This window comes from Tianweitania aestuarii (assembly GCF_018457165.1).
GTDB lineage: Bacteria > Pseudomonadota > Alphaproteobacteria > Rhizobiales > Rhizobiaceae > Tianweitania > Tianweitania aestuarii.
Genome location: NZ_JAFMNX010000003.1, coordinates 469,502 through 491,126 on the forward strand (window position 1 = coordinate 469,502; position 21,625 = coordinate 491,126).

Here is a 21,625-nt window from a genome sequence, read left to right on the forward strand (position 1 = left end):
CTGCGGTTCTTGACCGTTTTTGTTCCCAGACCCTCGCCGGAAGGCAAACAAGATGTTTGATCCAGCAACTGCTGCAATTATTGCCATTGGGCTGCTCTTTTTACTCATGCTTGCCGGTGTGCATATCGGCGTTGCGATGGGGCTGTGCGGCTTGCTCGGTATATACCTGTCGATGGGTGAGTTCGCGGCGCTGGCACAAGCTGGATCGGTGCCGTTTTCCACCGTCAACAGCTTCACGCTGGCCGTGATCCCGATGTTTATCTTAATGGGTTCTCTGGCAACACAGGCGCGGCTGACGACAGACCTCTATGCCGCGGCTCATAACTGGTTTGCCAAACTGCCCGGTGGGTTAGCGATGACCACCACGATGGCGTCCGCAGCATTCGGTGCTGCGTCTGGATCAACGATGGTGAATGCCGCCGTATTCACCAAAATGGCCATGCCCGAGATGACGGATGCAGGCTATGACAAGCGCCTAAGCTCAGGCTCGATTGCGTCGGCCGGCGTCTTATCCGCAATGATCCCGCCGTCCGTTCTTATGGTGATCTACGCCATTACAACCGAGCAATCAGTGGGCAAGATGCTAATTGCGGGCATAATCCCGGGTCTCATGACCGCCTTTATCTTCTTGGGTGGCATCTATGTGTGGGCGAAACTGAAGCCCCATCATGCACCTATGCCAGAACACTCCGTATCCTTCTCGGACAAAATCGGATCCTTGAAGAACACCTGGGGCATCCTGCTTCTCTTCGCTCTGGTGATCGGCGGTATCTATGGCGGCTGGTTCATTCCAACCTATGCTGGTGCAGTGGGAGCCTTTGGAGCTTTCCTGATCGTCTTTATGAAGCGTCGCGCTGACTTCGCGACCCTGCGCGAAACGTTTCTGGAAGCGATCCTGTCGTCCGCAACCATCTTCCTGGTTGTGATAGGCGGCATGCTGTTTGCCCGCTTTTTGACCTATACCGGACTTGTTTCGGAGGTTTCTGACTGGCTGATCACACAAGAACTTCCGCCTTTCGCTTACCTCATGGCCTTTGCGGTTCTGTTTCTGATCTTGGGCTGTTTCATTGAACCCATCGCCATCATCGTGATGACGCTGCCGGTCATGTTCCCTGTGATGATGAATGTTGGTTATGATCCGATTTGGCTCGGGGTCGTCGTGATCAAGATGTGCGAGATCTCCTTGATTACGCCGCCCGTTGGACTGAACGCGTTTGTAGTGCGTGCATCGTCCCCGGTCCCGCTACGGCTCGAACAGGTGTTTGCTGGTGTGTTGCCCTTTATCCTGATGGAAGTCGTTGCATTGGCTCTGTTGATTGCCTTTCCGAGCTTGGTGACCTTTCTTCCGTCGCTGATCTCGTAATTGCGGGTAGGACAATGAACGAAGCAAAGTCTTGTTCTGTTGAGAAGCACGAGGAAGTCGCAGAAGCGCTCAAGGCGCTTGTTCAACACACAACCCAACTGATATGGTCGGACTTGCCTGTTGATGTTCAACAGCGTGCCGCCACCGTCTTTTGTGATGACTTCACGTCGCTGATCGCGGCGCGGGAAGAGCCTGAACTGCAAGCCTTGAGCCAGCAAGCAGCGCGCGTAAGCGGCCCAGCCGAGGCGACGGTCCTGAACGGCGCGCGCCCTGCGCTCCGCCTGGATCGCTATTCGACGGCGCTGGTCAATGGCACGGCAGCAGACTGGGCTGAGTTGGACGGTGGCTACCGTGCGGTGGTTTGTCATGCCGCGCTCTACTGCATTCCCGCTTTGCTCGCAGAAGCCGAAGCAACAAATGCCAGTTTGCAGGACCTGTTGTTGGCGCTTGTTGTTGGCTACGAAACGGTCGCCCGCACCGCTCACGCGTTCAGCTTTCCCGGCTTGGTGCTGCATCCCCATGGCGGGCTCGCGACCGTCGGATCGGCGGCAGCGGTTGCCAAGCTGCGTGGATCCAGCGCTGACGAGACTTTCCGGGCGATCACTACCGCCGCGACCTTGTGCTTGCCGGGACCGTTCAACCATGCGGTGTCAGGCGCGCTGATCCGCAATGTGTGGCCTGGACTATGCGCGCAGAACGGCATCCGCGCTGTAGATTGGGAACCTCTGGGGATCACCGGCAGCCCTTGGTCGATGACCGAAGTGTTCGCCGACATCTTCGGTGGCATTGTCGATGCTCGTGCATTTGATCAGGCGCTAGGAGAGGGCTGGAAGATCACGCAAGGCTACCACAAAATGCATGCCTGCTGTCAGTACGCCCATTCCACCGTGGAGGCGATGCTTTCAGCTCTCGAACAGCGAAAGGTGGAGCCAGAGAGCGTCGAGCAAATCGTGGTCGCGACACACTGGAAGGGTCGCCGTCTGGATCGACCACAACCGGAAACCAGCTTGGCAGCCAAGTTCTCCATCCAGCATATTGCTGCCGCTACCCTCGCTCAGGGCCACGCAGGCGCAACAGCGTTTAGTGCCGACAGCCTCGTCGATCCGGACATGGTGCGTCTGCGTGATATTGTTTCGATTGATGCTTTTCCAGAAGACCTGCCATGGCCGAATGACCGCCCGTCGCATGTTAAGGTGGTGTTGAGCGATGGCAGCCATCTGGAAGGAACCTGCCTCAGCGCACCCGGCGGCGCGGATCAGCCGTTCAGTACGCAAGTTCTGCGCGACAAGATCCTGGGCAATCTTGCTCCGGCTTATCCCGGGGGGGCGGAATTGATTTCCGCCGCTTTGGATCTCGATCAGGCCATTCTTGCCGCGCCTTGGCGCACGACGCTTGCGCAGATGGTCGGCTGACAAGTCTTCAGCCGATCGAGCGATTGCTTTGCCCGATCAGCGTCTTTCAACAAGGGAGCACCTGATCAAGCTTCAGAAGCGCTGCCACCGGAAGAAAACAATAGCGTTAGACGGGCACGGAGTGCTTGATCGATGTGGGCGCGAGCGGCAGCTTCGGCTCCCGCTGCATCGCGGTTCAGTATCAAATCTAGCATCACCTGGTGCTCGACCAACGCCGCTTCTGAGCGTCCTTCTACTGAAAATGTCGTGCTCGGTAAAAGCGCAAGGGAGTCGTTCAGGTCGCCCAGCATGCGGCGCAGATAGCGATTATGAGCGGCTTCGTAGATCGATTCATGAAACAGTGCATTGATGCGCGCGGCGGTCGCCGGGTCGCTCCGTTGCTGCTCGAACAAAGAGGCGATGTGCGTGAGCCCAGCTAGCTCGCCAGATGACGCATTTTCTGCCGCGAAAGCTGCGGCGCTGCCTTCCAGGCGAGCGCGAAGGGCATAAAGTTCGATCACCTGCGACCGATCCAAGGAGGCGACGGTTAGACCGCTGGCGCCTGGTTGCACGAGGCCTCGAACCTGCAAGCGGGCAAAGGCTTCACGTACGGGTGTGCGGCTAACGCCAAGTACCGAGGCGATGTCTTCTTCCCGCAGGCGCGCACCCGACAGAAGTTGACCCGTGCGGATACGCTCCACGAGTGTGCGATAGACCCGATCGCCGCGATTTTCCTGCGTTTCGTTCTTCAAGCCGCCCACATGCTTCAGCCGCATTCCGCGTTTTGCGGATGTCAGTTCCTACAACATAGCAGCATAGGGCAACACCCTTGTCATCAATGGTATACTTTTGTATACATAAACATGTAAGGCAGTCGGAGTGAACCTTGATGGATGCGCTGGACGTACTCGTCGTCGGTGGTGGGAATGCTGCTTTGTGCGCCGCAATCGCAGCGCGCCGCTCGGGTGCATCAGTGATGGTGGTGGAGGGCGCGCCGAAATTTTACCGAGGTGGGAACACCCGACACACCCGCAACATGCGCTGCGCTCATGACACGGCTACGCAGCACCTGACCGGTCCCTACACGGAAGACGAGTTCCTGGACGACCTACTTCGGGTCACCGAAGGCAACACGGATGAGCAACTCGCTCGCCACATGATCTCGCTGTCTAAGCCGATGCTGGACTGGATTGGGGAACAGGGCGTTCGCTTTCAGCCTTCCCTTGGGGGCACGCTCAGCCTCGGCCGCACCAATTCCTTCTTTCTCGGTGGTGGCAGGGCCATGCTGAATGCACTTTACCTCACTGCTGAAAAGCTTGGTGTTCAGATCCAGTATGATGCTTCGGTGGTTGCACTCGACGTTGAGGATGGGCGCTTCAAATCGGCCACGATCCGGACGGTCGAAGGCGACAAGGTGGTCGAAGCCCAGTCTCTTGTTGCAGCAGCCGGTGGGTTCGAGGCAAATATTGAATGGCTCAAGGAAGGCTGGGGCGACATCGCCGATAACTTCCTGATCCGAGGCACGCCTTACAATCGTGGCGACGTTCTAAAAATGCTGATGGCAGCCGACGTCGAAACGATTGGCGATCCCACGCAGTGCCATGCCGTCGCGATTGACGCGCGCGCTCCGAAGTTCGACGGCGGCATCATCACGCGACTTGATTGCGTGGTGTTCGGCATCGTGGTGAACCGGAACGCTGAGCGTTTTTATGATGAAGGACAGGACTTCTGGCCGAAGCGCTATGCCATTTGGGGACGTCTAGTCGCGCAGCAGCCCGATCAAATCTCCTGGATTATCTTCGACGCTAAATCCCTGAAGATGTTCATGCCGTCGCTTTATCCGCCGATCGCCGCGCAAAACGTGGCTGATCTCGCCGATAAGCTGGGGCTTCCGGTTGAAGCACTGGAAAAGACAGTGCGTGATTTCAATGCGGCGGTGCGGCCCGGAACATTTGACCACACGATCCTCGACGACTGCCACACGGAAGGGCTTAACCCACCGAAGACCCATTGGGCGCGCCGTCTGGAAACGCCACCCTTCTACGCTTACCCGGTGCGGCCCGGCATCACCTTTACTTATCTCGGCACTCGGGTGGACCGCGAAGCGCGTATGCGCATGAAAGGTGGTTTGGGCGCCGAAAACATGTTCGCTGCTGGCGAAATCATGGCCGGCAATGTGCTCGGCAAGGGCTATGCCGCCGGCATAGGTATGACGATCGGCAGCGTCTTCGGAAAGCTCGCGGGAGAAGGAGCAGCACGTCATGCACGCGGCTGACCACTACAAGGAAGCCGAAAGGCTTATGACGATCTGCAATTCCTGCCGCTATTGCGAAGGATTGTGCGCGGTGTTTCCGGCCATGGAGCTGCGGCGTAGCTACGAGAACCGCGATCTCGATTACCTTGCCAATCTCTGTCATGGTTGTGGCGCGTGTTATGTGGATTGCCAGTTCTCGCCTCCGCATGAGTTCAAGGTTAACGTGCCACGAACCTTGGCGCAGCTTCGTGGCGTGTCATATCGCTCGCATGCATGGCCAGGCTTCATGCGCCCAATGTTTGACCGCAATGGCTTAGCAATTGCGGTGGTTACAGCGCTTAGCATAGCGGGGTTCATTCTTGGCTTTGCGCTGTGGCATGATCCGCGCGTGCTGTTTTTAGGTGAGGGTCAGTTTTACCGACTGATGCCACACAACGTGATGGCCCCACTTTTTGGGGCTGCCTTCCTGTTCAGCCTTCTTGCGCTCGGCATGGGTTTCCGCAGTTTTTGGTGCGATATTGGTGCGCGCAGTGTTTCAGCAGGGTCTGGCGGCTCCCTCCTGCAGGCAAGCCGCGATGCAGCAGCTTTGCGGTATCTCGATGGCGGCGGTGTCGGCTGTTACAATGAAGATGAGCGCCCGACCGATAACCGCCGGCTCTTCCACCACCTGACATTCTACGGCTTCCTGCTGTGTTTCGCCTCCACCTCGTCGGGCACGATCTACCATTATGCTTTTGACTGGCCTGCACCCTATGGCTTGTTAACGCTGCCCAAACTGTTTGGCATACCTGGCGGTATCGGTCTTGTGGTTGGCTCTCTCGGCCTCATCCACGCGAAGCTTGTGCGTGACCGCGCGCTGATGGATCCTACCAAATTCGGCATGGACACCGCTTTCCTTCTGATGATGCTGGTGACGGGACTAACTGGCCTCCTTCTGATGGTGTTGCGCGAAACGCCGGCGATGGGCATTACCCTTGCGGTTCATCTCGGAGCTGTTTTCGCTCTGTTCTTGACGATGCCTTACGGAAAGTTCGTACACGGCATCTATCGCTTCGGCGCGCTTGCGCTTTACGCGGCGGAGCGCAGACTGGACCGGGCAGCAGTGCCAGGTGCAAAACGGCCATCGTGATAGCGATCTAATCGGCACGAAAACATCAACACTGATCGCTGGCTGCTTTGCGCGTCCACAGCACGCCGGATTAGAGTTCGATCTGTTTGTCTGTGCTGTATTAACGGTAATACATCGGCAACAAACTCAGCGACGACACTTTAATGTTTCCAAGGCTAGCGAAAGGTCACCCTTCGCACATCCCGGCATCCCGGATGCATGTTTGAATGAGCAACAGGAAAGTGCGTGCCAGTTAGGTTCCCTCGCGCGTATACGCGTAAGGCCCCACCTTCGATGCGCGTCCGCCGTCATAGGTTCAATAACCAATATCAGCGGTGCATCGTTAGTAGGGGAGGGGCGCAGTGTCCGACACCAGCAGACATCATACAATGCCTAGCAGAAAGCACGAGCTAGCTCAGTGGCTTAGTGCAACAAGGGGCAACTCGCTGCCACCCAGTCCAACCCACTAACTACTAATTCGTAATGCGGGGGTCGCGTGTTCGAGTCACGCAAGCGGCACCATTTCTCCTTACTTCTCAAGTTCTCTGCAGTATGTGGGTCGTTGCAAGCTAATCAATGGCGGGACAGCTATGCGCGCCATCTCTGTCGTGTTGCTTTGCTTGCGTTATCCTCAAACGAACATTGATCTGCACATTCCACGTGCAGGAAGAGGCATCGCAAATGAACCAAAACGTAGGGGCGAGCCAATCTTGCTTTGCGTTCCGGACCTAAAACACCTTTCCTGTGTTTAAGATGAAGTTTGGATCGATTGCATGCTTGATCCTGGCCATTAGCGCGAGTTCTTCCGGTGTGCGGGACAACCCGAGATAGGGCTTCTTCAGGAGACCGATTCCATGTTCGGCGGAAATCGTCCCGCCTTCAGCCGCAATAAAGCCGAACACGAGCTCGGTGATCTCTTTATGTGGCTGATCCTGGCCGGCAGACGGGATGTGGCAGACGACGTGAAGGTTGCTGTCGCCGATATGACCGTAGCTGAGCGCGATCGCGTCGGGCCAGCGGTCGGTCATGGCCGCTTCGATCGCATCCGCCACCTTTCCGGCTGCACTCGTGGGCAGGCCGACGTCGAAGGCGGTGAGGGGGCCCATCAGCTTGCCGTATTCGGATACGCTTTCGCGCACCGCCCACAAGTCGCGTGTCTCGCGCTCGGAAGACGGCAGGACGGCATCTGTGACAAAGCCCGCTTCGAGGGCGCTCGAAAGGACATCCTGCAGCAGGGCTTCGTTTTCCGTTGCGTCACGACCTCCGCTCTCGATGAGCACATACGCGCCGTGCGGTTCGTTGAAGGCACGGCGCAGATTGGGCAGACCCTGCGTCATGAAATCATAGAAACTCGGCCACATCACCTCGAAGGACGTCAGCGCGCTTCCCATTTGCTGACGGGCGCTCTTGAGAAGCTCGAGCAGGGATGGAAAATCCGGGCAGCCGCAAAAGGCACTTGCCAGCATTGCGGGCCTAGCCTGCAGGCGCAGCACGGCGCGGGTGATGATACCCAGCGTTCCTTCCGAGCCGATGAAGAGCTGCTTCAGATCGTAACCGGCATTGTTCTTCAGCATCTTGTTGAGCGAGGTGACGACCGTGCCATCAGGCAGGACGACTTCAAGGCCGAGTACATGCTCGCGCGCCATACCGTAGCGGATGACCCGATTTCCGCCGGCGTTGGTGGACAAGTTGCCGCCGATCAAGCAAGAGTCGCGCGCACCGAGATCAAGGCCAAGAAAAAGGCCTGCGTCCTCCGCTGCCTTTTGGGCCGTGCTCAGCGGCACCCCGGCTTGCACGGTCATCGTCGCCATCACGGTATCGACCTCCTCGATCCCGTTCATCCGGTCGAGCGAAAGCGCGACGCCGCCCTTGATCGGTCGTGCGCCGCCGGCGAGCCCGGTCATGCCGCCTTGGGGTGTGACGGGAACCTTGAACGCGTTGCAGATACGCATGGTCGCCGCCACTTGCTGGGTTGATCGCGGACGAACAAGCGCAAGCGGTAACACTGGAGACATCCCCGCCCAGTCATTGTGGTACCTTGCCGGGATATCGTTGCCGAAGACGACCTCAGCTCCGAGTTCTGCGCGCAGGGCATCGACAATCGTCTCGGTCATGACGGCTCCATTTACCGGATCGGCACCGACCATTGTTGATCGGTGATGAGACCAGCCTCTCTTCAATGGTTTAAGTTTAAACTTGTTGCGCTTCAAGCGCTTCGCTAACTTGTGGCCAGCGGGCGCAAAGCCGACAGCACTTGCACCCTTATTCAGACTGGGGATTGGCCATGCGCTTTGCCTACTTCGCCTTCTTCGACAATGCCGATGGCGCACAGCTTGCCGTCAGCAAGGCTGATCTGAAAACGGTGGCGGAGATTGTTAGGCAGACGCCGGGCCTGACCTCGGCAAACCTTTATACGCCCGAAGTGACGAAGGACCTGTTCAATGCGGATGAACAGTCGCCCGTGTTCGGGATGCAGCTTCATTTCAACGAGCTTTCAGAACTGGAAGATGCGATCGCGCCGTCCGGTCACCTGCAGCAGCTTACAGCGCCCGGCGTGCTGTCAAGCATAGAAGGTGCCAAGGCGACGCAGCAGGCCATGTATGTCAGGCATTTTCCTGTCGACGACGCCGCGCTCGACATCGGGAAGAACGGCAATCCCTGCTCCTATGTCGTTCATTACCAGGGGCCGGCACAGGATCTGAACGTGTGGATGCACCACTATGTCTCACACCATCCGCAGGTCATGCGCACCTTTCCCGGCATCAGGAAGATCGAGGTTCTTTCGCGACTGGACTGGACTGGCTTCCTGCCTTGGCAGCGGATCGATTACATGCAGCGCAACCGCGTGATGTTCGACAGCCCCGCCGCCCTGCAGGCCGCTCTGCAATCGCCGGCACGCTTCGCGATGCGCGAGGACTTCAACATGTTTCCTCCCTTTGAAGGCGGTAACTCTCACTTTCCGATGGAAACGCGGATCATTACGCCCTGAGCGGTCAAGGCCTAACCGTCCTGAGATGGTCGCGGTTCAAGTCTGCTACCGAGCGACAGCCAAGCAGCGCCATCGTGCGGCGAGTTTCTTCTTCGAGGATGGCAAGGGCGCGCGCCACACCAGCCTCTCCGCCAGCGGCCAGTCCGTAAAGCGTTGCGCGGCCTGTCATCACGGCATCGGCGCCCATCGCCAGCGTCTTGACGATATCCGTGCCGCGCAGAATGCCGCTGTCTGCCAAAATGACAAGCTGTCCCTTCAGCCGATCCGCGATGTCCGGCAAAACCGCCATAGGGCTCGGCGCACCGTCGAGCTGACGCCCGCCATGGTTACTGACTACGATGCCGTCCGCACCGGCATCAGCGGCACGCTGTGCATCGGGCGCGCTCAGGATGCCCTTGACGATCAGCAGCCCCTTCCAGATGCGTCTCAGATGCTGAATGTGGCTCCAGTGGAGGTGCGGCTCGATCTGTTCGCGTGACCAGATCGCTGTACGCGCAAAGCTCTGCTGGTCGGGCGGAAGGAAGTCGAGGAGATTGCCGAAAGCCGGGATGCCCCGGGCCATGACCGACAGGGCCCAGCGCGGATGAAACAGTATGTCGAGCTTGTTGCGTATGGTCGGGTTCATTCCGGATCGATAATTGCGGCGGTCCCACTCTCGATTTCCGAAGGTCGCTGCGTCCGTGGTGACCATGAGCGCCTGACAACCGGCGGCCTGGGCGCGGGCAACAAGCTCGTCCATGAAGGCCTGTGAGCGGAAGACGTAAAGCTGCATCCAGTGGGTGAGGTCCGGCACGGCCGCCAGTGCTTCGAAGCGCTCGTTGGACACAGTGCTTTGCGTGAAGACAACGCCCGCCTTGGCTGCAGCCTGTGCAAGCAGCCTGTCGCCTTCGAAACGCAAAAGGGCGTTGAAGCCGGTCGGCGCAATGACAAGCGGTAGTCGCATCGGCGTGCCGAACAGGGTGGTGGAAAGGTCCGGCGCGCCGACGCCGGTCAAGGTCGAGGGGCGGAACTCGATGTTTGAAAAGGCATCGCGATTGCGACGAAGCGTCTGCTCGTTCTCGGCGCCCCCTTCGAGATATTCCCTCACGAAGGCCGGAAGATTGCGATGAGCCATGCCCTGCAGGTCGGCGATCGTGACAGCGCGGCTCAGGTTGCGGCCGCTGTAGTGTCGGCGGCCGGCCAGTGGCATCACTCCACCTGGTATCCGGCCTCAGCGGCAACTGGAGACCATTGAAGATTGATGTCATCCGGCGGCACCGCCGTCAGCAGGCTCTTGGTGTAGGGGTGTTGCGGGTCAGCAAAAACGGTCTGCGTCCGGCCGCTTTCCACGACCTCGCCGCGATACATCACCATCACCCGGTCGCAGAGGTAGCGAACAACCGACAGATCATGGCTGATGAAGAGCATGGAGAAGCCGTGCTCGTCGCGCAGCTTCAGGAGCAGATCAAGAAGCTGCGCCTGAACCGATACATCCAGGCCGGACACGATTTCATCGGCCACCAGGATCTTGGGCAATGTACACAGGGCGCGCGCGATGTTGACGCGTTGCTTCTGGCCACCCGACAGCTGTGACGGAAAGCGCAGGGCAGCGTCTGCCGGAAGCCCGATTTCTTTCAGAAGCTCGGCGGCGCGATCGGCGCGTTCGCGTTGGCTGTTGTGGAGGCCCGTAGCCTCGTTTGCCTGCGTCACGATGCTGCCGATGCGGCGGCGCGGATTAAGCGCGGATTGCGGATCCTGGAACACCATCTGGATGTAATCGCGCCGAAAGGCGCGCTCGGCTTGGCCATTTGCAGTCACGTCGCGACCGTCGAGCGTAATCCGGCCGGCCGTCGGATTGTCGAGGCCAACCACAAGGCGGGCAAGCGAGCTCTTGCCGCTGCCGCTTTCGCCGACGATGCCCACGAACTCCCCTTCGTCGAGCGTGAGATTGACGTTGTTGACCGCCTTGAAACTGCTGCGTTTGCCGAAAGGGCTCCAGGCTGTGGTGTAGGTCTTCGTCAGCTTCTCAGCCGTGAGATGGGCCTTGGCGGAAGTCGCTGCCCGGCCGGGTGCGAACGGCGGCGGCACGATCTCCGGCGTTTTCTCCACGCGGATGCAGGCTGCGATGTGGTCGGGGCCGATGGGCAGGAGCGGTGGTTCGGCTTGGGTACAAGCCTCGATGGCATTGGGACAGCGAGAGGCGAAGCGGCAACCCTTGAGTTCCTTCAGAACCCGAAGGCCAGGCATCCGCTCGGGAAGGATGAAGAGGCCACGACGCGGCCCGCTGATCGTCGGGTTGGCCAGTTGTAGGCAGCGCGTATAGGGATGGGCCGGCGCCGAAAACAGCTGCTTGGCGGGACCGTACTCGGCCGGCCTGCCGGCATAAAGAACCATGATCTCGTCGCTGATCTGTGAAGCGAGCCGGAGATCGTGGGTGATGAAGATCACCGCAGTCCCGTCACGCTTCTGCATCTCGCCGATCAGCTTGACGATGCGTGCTTGGATAGTGACGTCGAGCGCGGTGGTCGGCTCGTCGGCAATCAGCAAACGCGGGCGGCTTGCAAAGGCCATCGCAATCAGGATGCGCTGACACATGCCGCCGGACAGCTGATGCGGGAATTTTTCCAGAAGTGCAGCGCCGTGAGGCAGATGAACGGCCTCGAACTCCTTGAGCGCACGGTCGCGCCAGCTTTCGCCGGGTGCAAGGCCGATGCGGTGCAGGTGCTCCTTCATCTGCTGGCCGACGCTGAGAACGGGATCGAGGCCCGACAGCGGCTCTTGAGGAATGAAGGCGATGTCGCGACCCAGCAGGGCACGCCTGCGTTCAGCCGGCATGCCAACGAGATCTTCGCCGCCGAACTGAAGGGTTCCCTTGGTCACGGCAAAGCCATGCGGCAGGAACTGCGAGATGGTGCGGCCGATCATCGATTTGCCGGCGCCAGACTCGCCGACAAGGCCGAGGATCTTGCCGGGTTCGAGCGAGAAATTGAGATCGGTCAGGACCGGAAAGCTTTCTTTGCCTCCGAGTGACTCGACACAAAGACCGCGCGCAGACAGAATTGGGTAGGCCATCAGGTGCGCTCCGTCTGCGTCAGGCGCGTATCGAGCGTACGCCGCAAGCCATCGCCCAGGATGTTGAAGCCGAACACGGCAAAGAAGATCGCGAGGATCGGGGCGATCATGTTGAACGGCGCTTCATAGATGTTCTGCCGCGCATCGGCGATCATCTGGCCCCAGGCTGGTGTTTCGGAGCCGACGCTCATGCCGACGAAGGACAGGATGGCTTCGACGATAATGGCAACGCCCATCTCAAGGCTCATCAGCGTGATCAGCAGCGGCATCGTTCCCGGCAGGATCTCGCGGGTTATGGTGCGCCAGTGCGAAAAGCCGACGAGCTGGGCGGCGGAAACATAGTCGCGGCGTCTCAGCACGATGACCTCGCTTCGCAACACGCGGCAAAAGCGCGTCCAGTCCACCAGGATGATCGCCAGCACGACATTGCGCAGGCCCGTGCCGAGACCGACCATAAGGATCAGCGACAGGATCACTGGCGGGAACGACAGCCAGATCTCAACGATGCGGCTGATCAGCCAATCAACCCAGCCGCCAAAATATCCCGCAACGTGGGCGAAAAAGGCGCCGATGATCATCGCACCGACCGAAGCCGAAAACGCAACCGTCAGGGCAACCCGGGCGCTGAAGATGAGGCGCGACAGCACGCAGCGCCCAAGACTGTCGGTGCCAAGCGGATAAAGCGCATCGCCTCCATCGGCCCATGCAGGCGGCGCCAAGATCGCGAGAAGATCCTGCTCGTTGGGATCGTTGGGCGCCAGCCAGGGCGCGAAGAGGGCGCAGATTGCGAGGATGGCGATGATCACCAACCCTGTCTGTACGCGGCCGGATTTCAGCCAAAGGGGTATCGGTCGCATGTCAGCGCACCCTCAGTTTCGGGTTGAGGATGAGGTAGAGGCTGTCCACCACGATGCTGATCACCAGAACGGCGACGCAATAAGTCAGCCCCGCGCCCTGGATGATCGGCAGGTCCGCGTTGCGGATCGCATCCACCATCAGATTGCCCATGCCGGGATAGGAATAGATGATCTCCACGAGCAAGGTGCCACCGAAGAGGAAGCCGAACTGGACGCCCATCAGGCTGAGCGTAGGCAAGATCGCGTTCTTCAGCCCGTGGCGAACCAGAAGGCGCTTTTCGGACAGGCCGCGCAGCCGCGCTTGGTGAATGTAGTCGTCCTGATAGGCATCGAGCAGGCTGGAGCGCAGCACGCGCATCAGAGCTGGCGACAGCGCGATGCCAAGCGCCAGGCTGGGCAGGATCATATGCTGCATGGCATTGAGGAGCGTCGCTATGTTGCCGGTGATCAGGCTGTCGAACAAAAGGAAGCCGGTAACCACAGGTCGCTCGAAGCCGGGGCTTAGGCGACCGGTAAACGGCAGCACTTCAAAGAAGACACCGAAGATCAGGAGCAGGAAGAGGCTCCACAGGAACTCGGGCAGAGACAGAAGCAGGATCGACACGAAGTCCATCACCGCTTCGGCGCGCGTGCCGCGGACGTAGAACAGGAACAGTCCACCGGCGATCCCGAGCACGGTGCCAACCATCATCGCAAGTAAGGCAAGCTCGATCGTGGCGGGCAGCGTGCTGCCGATCAACGATGTCACGTCCTGGCGAAAATGGATGGAGCGACCGATATCGCCTTCGAGAAGCTTACCGAGCCAGATGCCGAACTGCTCATAGATCGGCCGGTTCAAGCCCATCTCCGAGCGCATCGCCTCCACCTCCTGCGTCGTCGCATTCGGCGGCAACGACATCGCAGCCGGATCGACGGGCAGGATCCGCAGGATGCCGAACAGAAGCATCGAAACAACAAACAGGATGGGAATGGCGGTCAGTACGCGCATTACCAACAGCTTGGCAATGGTCGCAAACATGCGCATGCCCCGTATCTTGGAATGTCAGGGAAGGGTCCGAATTTCTCCCGGACCCCTTAACCACTTGCCTGCCCTAAGATCAGGACCAGGACATCGTGTTGCCGAGGACCCAGGCATTGCCGTATTTGACGTAGTTCAGGTCCTGCTTGCGCACGAGCGTCTGGACGCTCTGCAGAAGCGGGACGTTGGCACCCGTCTCGACGATCTCCTTGGCGAGATCCTTGTAGCCGGTGATGCGCTTTTCGTAATCCGGCTCGACGAACAGCTTGAGGATCTTGTCGCCGATCTCCTGGCCCTTCCAGGCACCAAAGGGCATCTTCGGGTTCATGAGATAACCTGAGAAGATCTCCGGATCGCCGGTGGCGTTGTCGAAGCTGTAGAGCGTGGCCTCGGGAAGCTGTCCGCCGCGGTTCAGTTCGAAATATTTAGAATATTCGATCTGCTGCAGTTCAACCTTCAGCCCGACCTTCTGCCACATCTGCACGAGTGCGCGGGCGATGTCGAAGTCGCTGGGAAACTGGCCGTTGGTGGCGGCAAGCGTGAAGGTCGCCGGCTTGTCGTCCGAATATCCTGCATCCGCCAGGAGCTTCTTGGACAAGTCTGGATCATAGGCGAAGTTGTAGTCCGGCAGGTAGCCCGGCGTGCCAGGGGTTGCTGGGACCGAAAGCGGAACGGCCGCGCCGCCATAGAACGCCTTGGACAGCGCTGCCTTGTCGATCGCGTGATGGGCGGCAAGACGGATGGCCTGGTCGGCGAAACCCTTGTCGTTGCGCATCTGCAGCAGGATGAGGCGGGTGAACGGGTTGATCTCGGACACGAGCCCCTCGACCTTGCCCAGGCGCTCTGCCTCGCGGACGGGAATGTTGACCGTAAGGTCCACCTGGCCCGCCTGGATGGCCGCTGCGCGGGCCGACGGATCCTTGATGATGTCGATCGTGACCCGCTTGATCTTCGGCTTCGTGCCGAAATAATCCTCGTTGCGTTCCAGCACGATGCGGGAGTTCATCTGGTAATCGACCAGCTTGTAGGGGCCGGTACCGATCGGCTTCTTGGCAAATTCCTCTGCGCCGACGGATTCCACGTAAGCCTTCGGCACGACATAGCTACCAAGGAAGGCCAGCCACTGCGGCGCTGTTGGCGTTGCTGCGGAAAACCTCATGACGCCGGATGTCGGCGACAGGATTTCAATATCGGTGAGGGTGCGCCATGAATTGGCGATATCCAGCTTCAGGCCGGACTTGATGCGATCGACGAAGGTGTACTTGATGTCCTCCATCGTCATGAGGTCACCGTTGTGGAACTTCACGTCGTTGCGGATCTCGAACGGCATCGACATGCCATCGGGCTGCGGTTCCCACGTGGTGATCAGATTGGGGATCAGCTTGAGGTCCGGCGCCTGATCGAGCGGCTGATCGTACACCATCTTGAACAGCGGTTGCGCGTCCGGAACGAAGCGCAGGTTCGGGTCCCATGATGGGACGTCCGACGGCCAGCCGATGGTCACGCTATCGGTCTCGGCCGCATAGGCGATGTCGGCGCGCGACAGCACCGAGCCACCGACGGCTGCCAGCCCAAGCATCTGCAGGAGATTTCGGCGGTCAATTGAGAAAGTCATCAGTTTCCCTCTGGTTGCCAAAGGCGCATGGCCGATGGGGCTGCGACGGCTGTTGAAGACGCAAACCTGAATGCTGCCGAGGATTCTACTGATGATTTTCAGCCGTTCTGCGCGGCGATCCTTAACAACAAGAGGATGGTAGAACTGGAAATGAACTACTTCAAGCCTAAAATTTCTGCGTGTTTTGCTAGCAATTCGATGGAAGATTACGCAGGTGCGCAGAGCAGTGTTACTGGTTGCCACGAGTAATTGCTGTTCTGGTTGACCCCCGAAGATCACATCGTCAAAACTAGGCGGCCACGCGTAATTTCGCCCTTTTCCATCAGCCGATGCGCTTCAACGGCTTGGGACAGCGGCATTGTGCGGGCCACCTGAGGCTCGATCGCTCCTTGGGCAGCCAAGTCCATCATCGCCTGGAGCGCTGTGCGGCCGTCGGAAATCATCACGCGTTTGACGGTCACGCCGAATTCGGCGCCGCGATCGAGAATGGGGTCGGCAACCAGCCAGGCAAGCGTGCCGCCGCGCTTGAGGACTTTGTAGGATCTGTCGTGAACGGCGCCGCCCATGAGGTCGAACACGATGTCTTGTTCGGACAGGATCTCGGAAAAGTCTTCCCTGTCATAGGCGATGGCAAAGGTTGCACCGAGGCCAAGCACATAGTCGCGATTGGTTGAGCGACAGGTAGCGGCAACCTCAGCGCCAAGATGTTGGCAAAGCTGGACAAGAAGCCCGCCCACCGCGCCGGCACCGGAATGCACCAGCACCTTGTCGCCCGGCTTCAGACCGGCTGCCTGCACACAAAGCCAAGCGCTGTGGCCTGCATTGGTCATCGCGACCGCCTCCACCATGCTCAATCGCTCGGGAACAACCACCGCGTTCTCAACATCGACCGCGATCAACTCAGCATAGCCACCCTGTGCAATCACTGACGCCATGACAACGACGCGATCGCCAATCTTGAAGTCCGTGACGTCGCTTCCCTTGCCAATCACCGTTCCACCACCGTCGCGGCCGGGCACGCTTGGCATTGCAAGCATGAAGTGGTTCTGCAGGAGCCCCTGGCGAAGCTTGCAATCAAAGGGCGTTACACTGGCCGCCTCGAGCCTGACCAGAATCTGGCCGGGTCCTGCAACGGGATCGGGAATGTCTGTGTAGATCATGACCTCGGCGGGGCCATGCTCGCGGTACTGAATAGCCTTCACGCGTTACGCTCCTTCAACGGGTTGACCGGGCAGATCCAGCCGGACACCGGCGGCCGGAGCTTGGATCGAAGTAGGCTTCACGATCGTTGCCCGGCCAGGATACTCATGCCGGGATCGATCCGAATACGTCGTACATTATTGTGCTAGCACCCGATCAAACACCTTGCTACTTTATGCTTAAAATAAGCGGAAGGTACACTGTGCACTCCACATCACCTTATGACGCATTTCGCAGCAAGGCTTTGAGCCGGCCGGATCTTCCCTTTCTAATTGCGCCTGCATCGGCGGGGCTGCCCTATGCCCCGGATGGTTTCCGGCTGACCTATGGGGAGATACACGACGCCTGTTCCGAACTCGGCGATCGCGTTCGCGCGGCGGGCTACAAGGCTGGCGATCGCATCGCCCTGCTTCTTGAGAACCGCCCTGAATTCTTTGTTCATTGGCTGGCCTTAAACAGCATTGGCGTCTCGATCGTGCCTTTGAACCCGGATATGCGACCCGAGGAACTGCACTTTCAGCTGCAGGTGTCCGGTGCAGATCTTGTTGTTGCCTTGCCCGAGTATAGTGACCTCGTGGTCAAAGGGCTGAGTGAGACAGCCACTGCTATTCTGCCCGGTGAGCCAATCCCTCCATGTGATCGCAAGCAAGAAGCACAGACCGACCTAAAGGAAGCAGATCGTGAATGCGCGCTGCTATTCACGTCCGGCAGCAGCGGCAAGCCCAAGGCCTGCATTCTTTCAAACCTGTATTTCATGACCCTTGCAGACTGGTACGTCACGCAAGGGGGCATTGCAGAGATGGGTGAGGATTGCGAAGTCGCGCTCACGCCATTGCCGTTCTTCCACATGAATGCACTCGGCTGCACGGCCGTCGGCATGATGATCAAGGGCGGTGCCGTGGTTCCGCTGGATCGTTTCCATGCCCGCCGGTGGTGGCGCACCGTTGCCGATAGCGGCGCAACGATCGTCCACTGCCTGGGGGTCATCCCCGCTATCCTGCTGCAGCTTCCCGAAGATCCATGTGAGCGCAGTCACAAGGTTCGCTTTGCGCTGGGACCCGGTGTTGATGCGCGCCACAAATCGGTTTTCGAGGCTCGCTACGGCTTCCCGATCGTGGAGGCCTGGGCCATGACCGAAACGGGCGGTGCTGCGGCAACGACAACAGCCAGCGACCCTTATGAACCTGGCAAACGGTGCATCGGTCGGCCACGCTCCACCATGGACTACAGGCTCGTCGATGACGTCGGGCAGGAGGTGGAGATAGGCGAGCCCGGCGAACTCTTGGTGCGCACCAAGGGCGAAAATCCTCGGCATGGCTTTTTCTCCGGGTACTTCAGCGATGCGCCAGCCACGGAGGAGGCGTGGGCTGGCGGCTGGTTCCACACCGGCGATCTCGTTTCAGCAGATGCCAAGGGCCTTCTCTACTTCTTTGATCGAAAGAAGAGCGTCGTGCGCCGATCGGGTGAAAACATCGCCGTTCTGGAAGTCGAGGCAGCCCTCGCCAACTACCCCGCGATCAAGGCGGTGGCCGTCGCTCCTGTCGCCGACGATCTGCGTGGCGAAGAAGTTTTTGCATTGGTAGTGCTTAAGGACGCTGAAGGAGACGCCGGGCGTGACAAGCTCGCAAACGACGTTCTCGTTCATGCGGCGCAATCACTGTCTTATCACAAGCTCCCGGGATACATCGCTTTCGTTCAGGCTCTGCCGGTTGGATCAACGCAAAAGCTTCAACGCGGCGTGGTGAAGGAACAAGCGGCCCTGGCGCTGTCCGAGGGCGCCTGCGTGGATCTAAGGTCGAGCAAGGCTGCGATCCGCAAGCACGAACAGCTCGCCACTTCCGATCAAAGCTAGAAACGGGCGCAAGCTCAAACATAGGAGATCACGCGATGCAGCCGGAAAAAATCCTTTACGAAACGAGCATGACGGCCCATGGCGGTCGCGAAGGCAAAGTCGAAAGCGCCGACGGAACCTTCTCGACGAATCTCAGCGTGCCAAAAGGTCTAGGCGGCGCTGGTGGCGACGGTTCAAACCCCGAGCAGCTTTTCGCAGCCGGTTATGCCGCCTGTTTTCTTGGCGCCGTTAAGCTCGTCGCTCGCACAAACAAGGTCGCGCTATCCGAGGATACAAGCGTTACCGCAAAGGTTGGCATCGGTCCGGTCGTAACCGGCTATGGCTTGGCCGTTGAACTGACGGTCTTGCTGCCAGGAGTGGACAGGGCAGTTGCCAAAGATATTGTTGCCGGCGCGCATGAGCGCTGCCCTTACTCCAACGCGACCCGCGGCAATATTGACGTCGTGCTGACCGTGGCTTAAGCGGCCGCATGGGTCCCGGCTTGCGCGGTGGACGGAAAGGCTATGATGGTGTGGTGCTCGCCGCACCCGTCACCGTGCCTTACATGCGCTTCAGCATCGAGAGCACCGCCTGGTGGGTTGGCAGGGCGCTAGCCGCCTTGTCGCAAGCGTCCGGGATCGCGCACCAGAACTTCGACGGCTTCTCGCTCGCAAGCTTTTCGACGGCGCCCGATACCGCCATCGGCTTGACCCAGCACTTCGGACTGTCGCCCCGCTTCGTCGATTTCATTCCCATGGGCGGTGCATCCGGCATCGTTTCGATCCGCCACGCCGCGCGCGCTGTCCAGGCGGGTGATGCAGATATCGTCGCCTGCGTGGCTGCCGATACCAATCACGTAAACTCGTTCAGGCATTCGCTCGAGAATTTCTCGCGGTTCTCGCAGGACGCCGTTTACCCCTATGGGACCGGCGGGCCGAATGTCAGTTTCGCTCTCATTGCTGCAAACTACATGCGCAAATACGGTGCCGCGCGAGCAGATTTCGGCAAGATTGCTGTAGCCCAACGCTCGAACGCGCTGAAGAACCCGCATGCCTTGATGAAGAAGCCGCTCAGCATGGAGCAGTACATGAATGCGCGCGCCATAGCGGAGCCTATTCATCTGTTCGACTGCGTCATGCCCTGTGCCGGCGCGGAAGCCTTCCTTGTGATGCGCGAGGAAACGGCCAGGGCGGAGGGGCTCCCTTATGCCCGTCTCCTATCCGCGATCGAGCGTCATCACGCTTTTGCGCAGGATGCGATCCAGGAGCGCGGCGGCTGGGTGCAGGACATCGATGAACTCTATGCGATGGCAGGCGTCCGGCCGCAACAGATCGACGTGCTGCAAACCTATGACGACTATCCGGTTATTTCGATGATGCAGTTCGAGGATCTCGGCTTCTGCCGTAAGGGTGAGGGGCCGGATTTCGTGCGCCAGCACGATCTGACGATCGGGGGCAGCTTTCCGCACAACACCAGCGGCGGACAGTTGTCGGCCGGCCAGGCAGGTGCCGCAGGCGGCCACCTCGGCATCGTGGAAGCGGTCCGCCAGGTAACGGGCAGGGCCGAAGGCACTCAGGTGGCGAATGCGAAGCTTGCGCTGGCATCGGGCTTCGGCATGATCAACTATGATCGCGGGCTTGCCTCCGGCGCGGTGATCCTGGCGGGAAACGAGCCATGACGCAGCCTTTGCAGCCGCCGCGACGCAAGAATCCGCTTGAGCGCACACGGCTGCCCCTCCTGCCGCCGGCCAAGCGCAGCCGCCGCGCGCATGACCTCACCCGGGCTGCCGCCGAAGGCCGTTTTGCGCTTCACGCCTGTGAGAGTTGCGGCACCTATTCCTATCCGCCACGCGAGGCTTGCCCCGCGTGCTTGTCCGACCGGCTCGTCTTGCGTGATGCGCCGGATGGCGGCGAACTGCTTTCCGCGACAAAGGCAGAGGTCCCGGCCGATAATTATTTCCGGGAACGTGCGCCGTGGAGTGTCGGACTTGTCCGGATGGATGGCGGGCCCACGGTTCTTTGCTTCCTGAACCCGCGATGCCGGCCTGGCGATTTAGTGCGGCTGCAGCTACGGCTCGACAGGGCGGGCCAAGCCGTTTTCTATGCGTTTCCAGCGGGCAAAGGACAAGCAATGTCGGAGCGTGAACTGTCTGAAGATCCGCAATGGCGCGAGCTTGGCGCCGACCCGCAACACCGCCGCATTCTGATCACCGATGGACGCAATCCCGTCCTGATGCCGCTCGTCGCCGCGTTGCACGGAGCGGGCGCTGGCGAGATCATCATTGGCCTCAGTGAAAGCTGGAAGCCGTTCGCGCACAGGGATGCGCTGGCCGCGATGGATAAGGTGACGATCGTTCCTCTCGACCTCACCGATGAGCGCTCGGTGATCGATCTGGCGCGCGATCATGCGGCAAAGATCGAGATTTTGATCAACACGGCCGACTATCTGCGTCCCGGCCCGCTGGGGGGAGCCTCTTCGCTGAATGCCGCGCGCGAGGCCATGGAACGACTTTACTTCGGCCAGTTGCGCCTTGCCGAAGCCTTCGCACCGGTGATGATCGCACGCGGAGCGGATGGCGACGCCGGGGCTGCCGCCTGGGTCAACCTCTTGTCGATCTATGCGCAAGTGCACGATCCAGCCTATGCCACCTATAGCGGCGCACAGGCGGCAGCCGTCGCGTTGTCGCAAGGCTTGCGCGCTGAACTTGCCAAAGGTGGCGTCAGGCTTGCCAATGTGTTCGCAGGTCCAACGGACAGCGAGTGGTACCAGACATCCGCGCAACCGAAAGTCAGCCAGTCGGCGATTGCCGCCGCGCTTGTTGATGCCTTGAAGCGTGGGATGGAGGAGACGTATGTCGGTGATACCGCGAAGGATCTCCATGCGCGAAAGCAACGAAACCCCAAGGCGCTCGAGCGTGAGTTGGCAGCGGGGCTGGAGGGATGATCCCG

Annotated in this window: 18 protein-coding genes; 10 read left to right on the forward strand and 8 right to left on the reverse strand. The window is 59.7% G+C overall.

Going from position 1 to position 21,625, the window contains the following annotated elements; translation table 11 throughout:
• The first annotated feature begins 52 nt into the window (after positions 1-52).
• Together JYU29_RS14055 and JYU29_RS14060 are read left to right on the forward strand one after the other, a co-directional pair.
• On the forward strand, positions 53-1,363 hold the full coding sequence (locus JYU29_RS14055) for a TRAP transporter large permease (RefSeq protein ID WP_213985428.1): 1,311 nt from the start codon (positions 53-55) through the stop codon (positions 1,361-1,363).
• A 14-nt stretch (positions 1,364-1,377) separates the two neighbouring features.
• Positions 1,378-2,775 carry an MmgE/PrpD family protein gene (locus JYU29_RS14060; RefSeq protein ID WP_213985429.1) on the forward strand — a complete coding sequence of 466 codons (1,398 nt, stop codon included), beginning with the start codon at positions 1,378-1,380 and terminating at the stop codon, positions 2,773-2,775.
• A gap of 65 nt (positions 2,776-2,840) precedes the next feature.
• On the opposite strand, the gene JYU29_RS14065 is transcribed toward JYU29_RS14060, so the two are convergent.
• Positions 2,841-3,530, reverse strand: a complete 690-nt coding sequence (locus tag JYU29_RS14065) for a GntR family transcriptional regulator (RefSeq protein WP_213985430.1) — start codon at positions 3,528-3,530, stop codon at positions 2,841-2,843.
• A gap of 113 nt (positions 3,531-3,643) precedes the next feature.
• Between JYU29_RS14065 and tcuA the strand changes: the two genes are divergently transcribed.
• A complete protein-coding gene (gene tcuA, locus JYU29_RS14070) occupies positions 3,644-5,029 on the forward strand; it encodes an FAD-dependent tricarballylate dehydrogenase TcuA (protein WP_213985431.1) in 1,386 nt (461 codons plus the stop codon).
• Positions 5,016-6,137 (forward strand): tricarballylate utilization 4Fe-4S protein TcuB, encoded by a 1,122-nt coding sequence (tcuB, locus tag JYU29_RS14075; RefSeq protein ID WP_213985432.1) that lies wholly within the window; start codon positions 5,016-5,018, stop codon positions 6,135-6,137. The genes tcuA and tcuB overlap by 14 nt, the downstream gene beginning before the upstream one ends.
• 707 nt (positions 6,138-6,844) lie before the next feature.
• Here tcuB and JYU29_RS14080 read toward each other — a convergent pair.
• Entirely contained in the window at positions 6,845-8,263 is a 1,419-nt protein-coding gene (locus JYU29_RS14080; RefSeq protein WP_250157446.1) for an FAD-binding oxidoreductase, read from the reverse strand.
• 137 nt (positions 8,264-8,400) lie between these two features.
• Here JYU29_RS14080 and JYU29_RS14085 point away from each other — a divergent pair, with 137 nt between their 5' ends.
• Positions 8,401-9,105, forward strand: a complete 705-nt coding sequence (locus tag JYU29_RS14085) for a hypothetical protein (RefSeq protein ID WP_213985433.1) — start codon at positions 8,401-8,403, stop codon at positions 9,103-9,105.
• A gap of 4 nt (positions 9,106-9,109) precedes the next feature.
• Here JYU29_RS14085 and JYU29_RS14090 read toward each other — a convergent pair whose 3' ends face one another.
• From JYU29_RS14090 to JYU29_RS14110, 5 genes are all read right to left on the reverse strand, one after another.
• Positions 9,110-10,294 carry an alpha-hydroxy acid oxidase gene (locus tag JYU29_RS14090; RefSeq protein ID WP_213985434.1) on the reverse strand — a complete coding sequence of 395 codons (1,185 nt, stop codon included), beginning with the start codon at positions 10,292-10,294 and terminating at the stop codon, positions 9,110-9,112.
• Positions 10,294-12,156 (reverse strand): dipeptide ABC transporter ATP-binding protein, encoded by a 1,863-nt coding sequence (locus JYU29_RS14095; protein WP_213985435.1) that lies wholly within the window; start codon positions 12,154-12,156, stop codon positions 10,294-10,296. The genes JYU29_RS14090 and JYU29_RS14095 overlap by 1 nt, the downstream gene beginning before the upstream one ends.
• Entirely contained in the window at positions 12,156-13,013 is an 858-nt protein-coding gene (locus JYU29_RS14100) for an ABC transporter permease (protein ID WP_213985436.1), read from the reverse strand. Before JYU29_RS14100 ends, JYU29_RS14095 begins: the two co-directional genes overlap by 1 nt.
• 1 nt (position 13,014) lies before the next feature.
• Positions 13,015-14,037: an ABC transporter permease gene (locus JYU29_RS14105; RefSeq protein WP_213985437.1), complete on the reverse strand. Its 1,023-nt coding sequence runs from the start codon at positions 14,035-14,037 to the stop codon at positions 13,015-13,017.
• A gap of 73 nt (positions 14,038-14,110) precedes the next feature.
• Positions 14,111-15,646 (reverse strand): ABC transporter substrate-binding protein, encoded by a 1,536-nt coding sequence (locus JYU29_RS14110; protein ID WP_213985438.1) that lies wholly within the window; start codon positions 15,644-15,646, stop codon positions 14,111-14,113.
• A gap of 27 nt (positions 15,647-15,673) precedes the next feature.
• Between JYU29_RS14110 and JYU29_RS14115 the strand changes: the two genes are divergently transcribed.
• Positions 15,674-15,895, forward strand: a complete 222-nt coding sequence (locus JYU29_RS14115; protein ID WP_213985439.1) for a hypothetical protein — start codon at positions 15,674-15,676, stop codon at positions 15,893-15,895.
• A 26-nt stretch (positions 15,896-15,921) separates the two neighbouring features.
• Here JYU29_RS14115 and JYU29_RS14120 read toward each other — a convergent pair whose 3' ends face one another.
• Positions 15,922-16,848 carry an NADP-dependent oxidoreductase gene (locus tag JYU29_RS14120; protein ID WP_213985440.1) on the reverse strand — a complete coding sequence of 309 codons (927 nt, stop codon included), beginning with the start codon at positions 16,846-16,848 and terminating at the stop codon, positions 15,922-15,924.
• Between the two features lie 86 nt (positions 16,849-16,934).
• Here JYU29_RS14120 and JYU29_RS14125 point away from each other — a divergent pair, with 86 nt between their 5' ends.
• The 4 genes from JYU29_RS14125 to JYU29_RS14140 are packed head-to-tail and all read left to right on the forward strand — an operon-like array spanning position 16,935 to position 21,620.
• Positions 16,935-18,698, forward strand: coding sequence for an AMP-binding protein (locus JYU29_RS14125; RefSeq protein ID WP_213985441.1), 1,764 nt, complete (start codon positions 16,935-16,937; stop codon positions 18,696-18,698).
• A gap of 35 nt (positions 18,699-18,733) precedes the next feature.
• On the forward strand, positions 18,734-19,159 hold the full coding sequence (locus JYU29_RS14130; RefSeq protein WP_213985442.1) for an organic hydroperoxide resistance protein: 426 nt from the start codon (positions 18,734-18,736) through the stop codon (positions 19,157-19,159).
• Positions 19,160-19,167: 8 nt separating this feature from the next.
• Positions 19,168-20,355, forward strand: a complete 1,188-nt coding sequence (locus JYU29_RS14135; RefSeq protein WP_213985443.1) for a thiolase family protein — start codon at positions 19,168-19,170, stop codon at positions 20,353-20,355.
• Entirely contained in the window at positions 20,352-21,620 is a 1,269-nt protein-coding gene (locus JYU29_RS14140) for an SDR family NAD(P)-dependent oxidoreductase (RefSeq protein ID WP_213985444.1), read from the forward strand. Before JYU29_RS14135 ends, JYU29_RS14140 begins: the two co-directional genes overlap by 4 nt.
• Positions 21,621-21,625 lie beyond the last annotated feature (5 nt).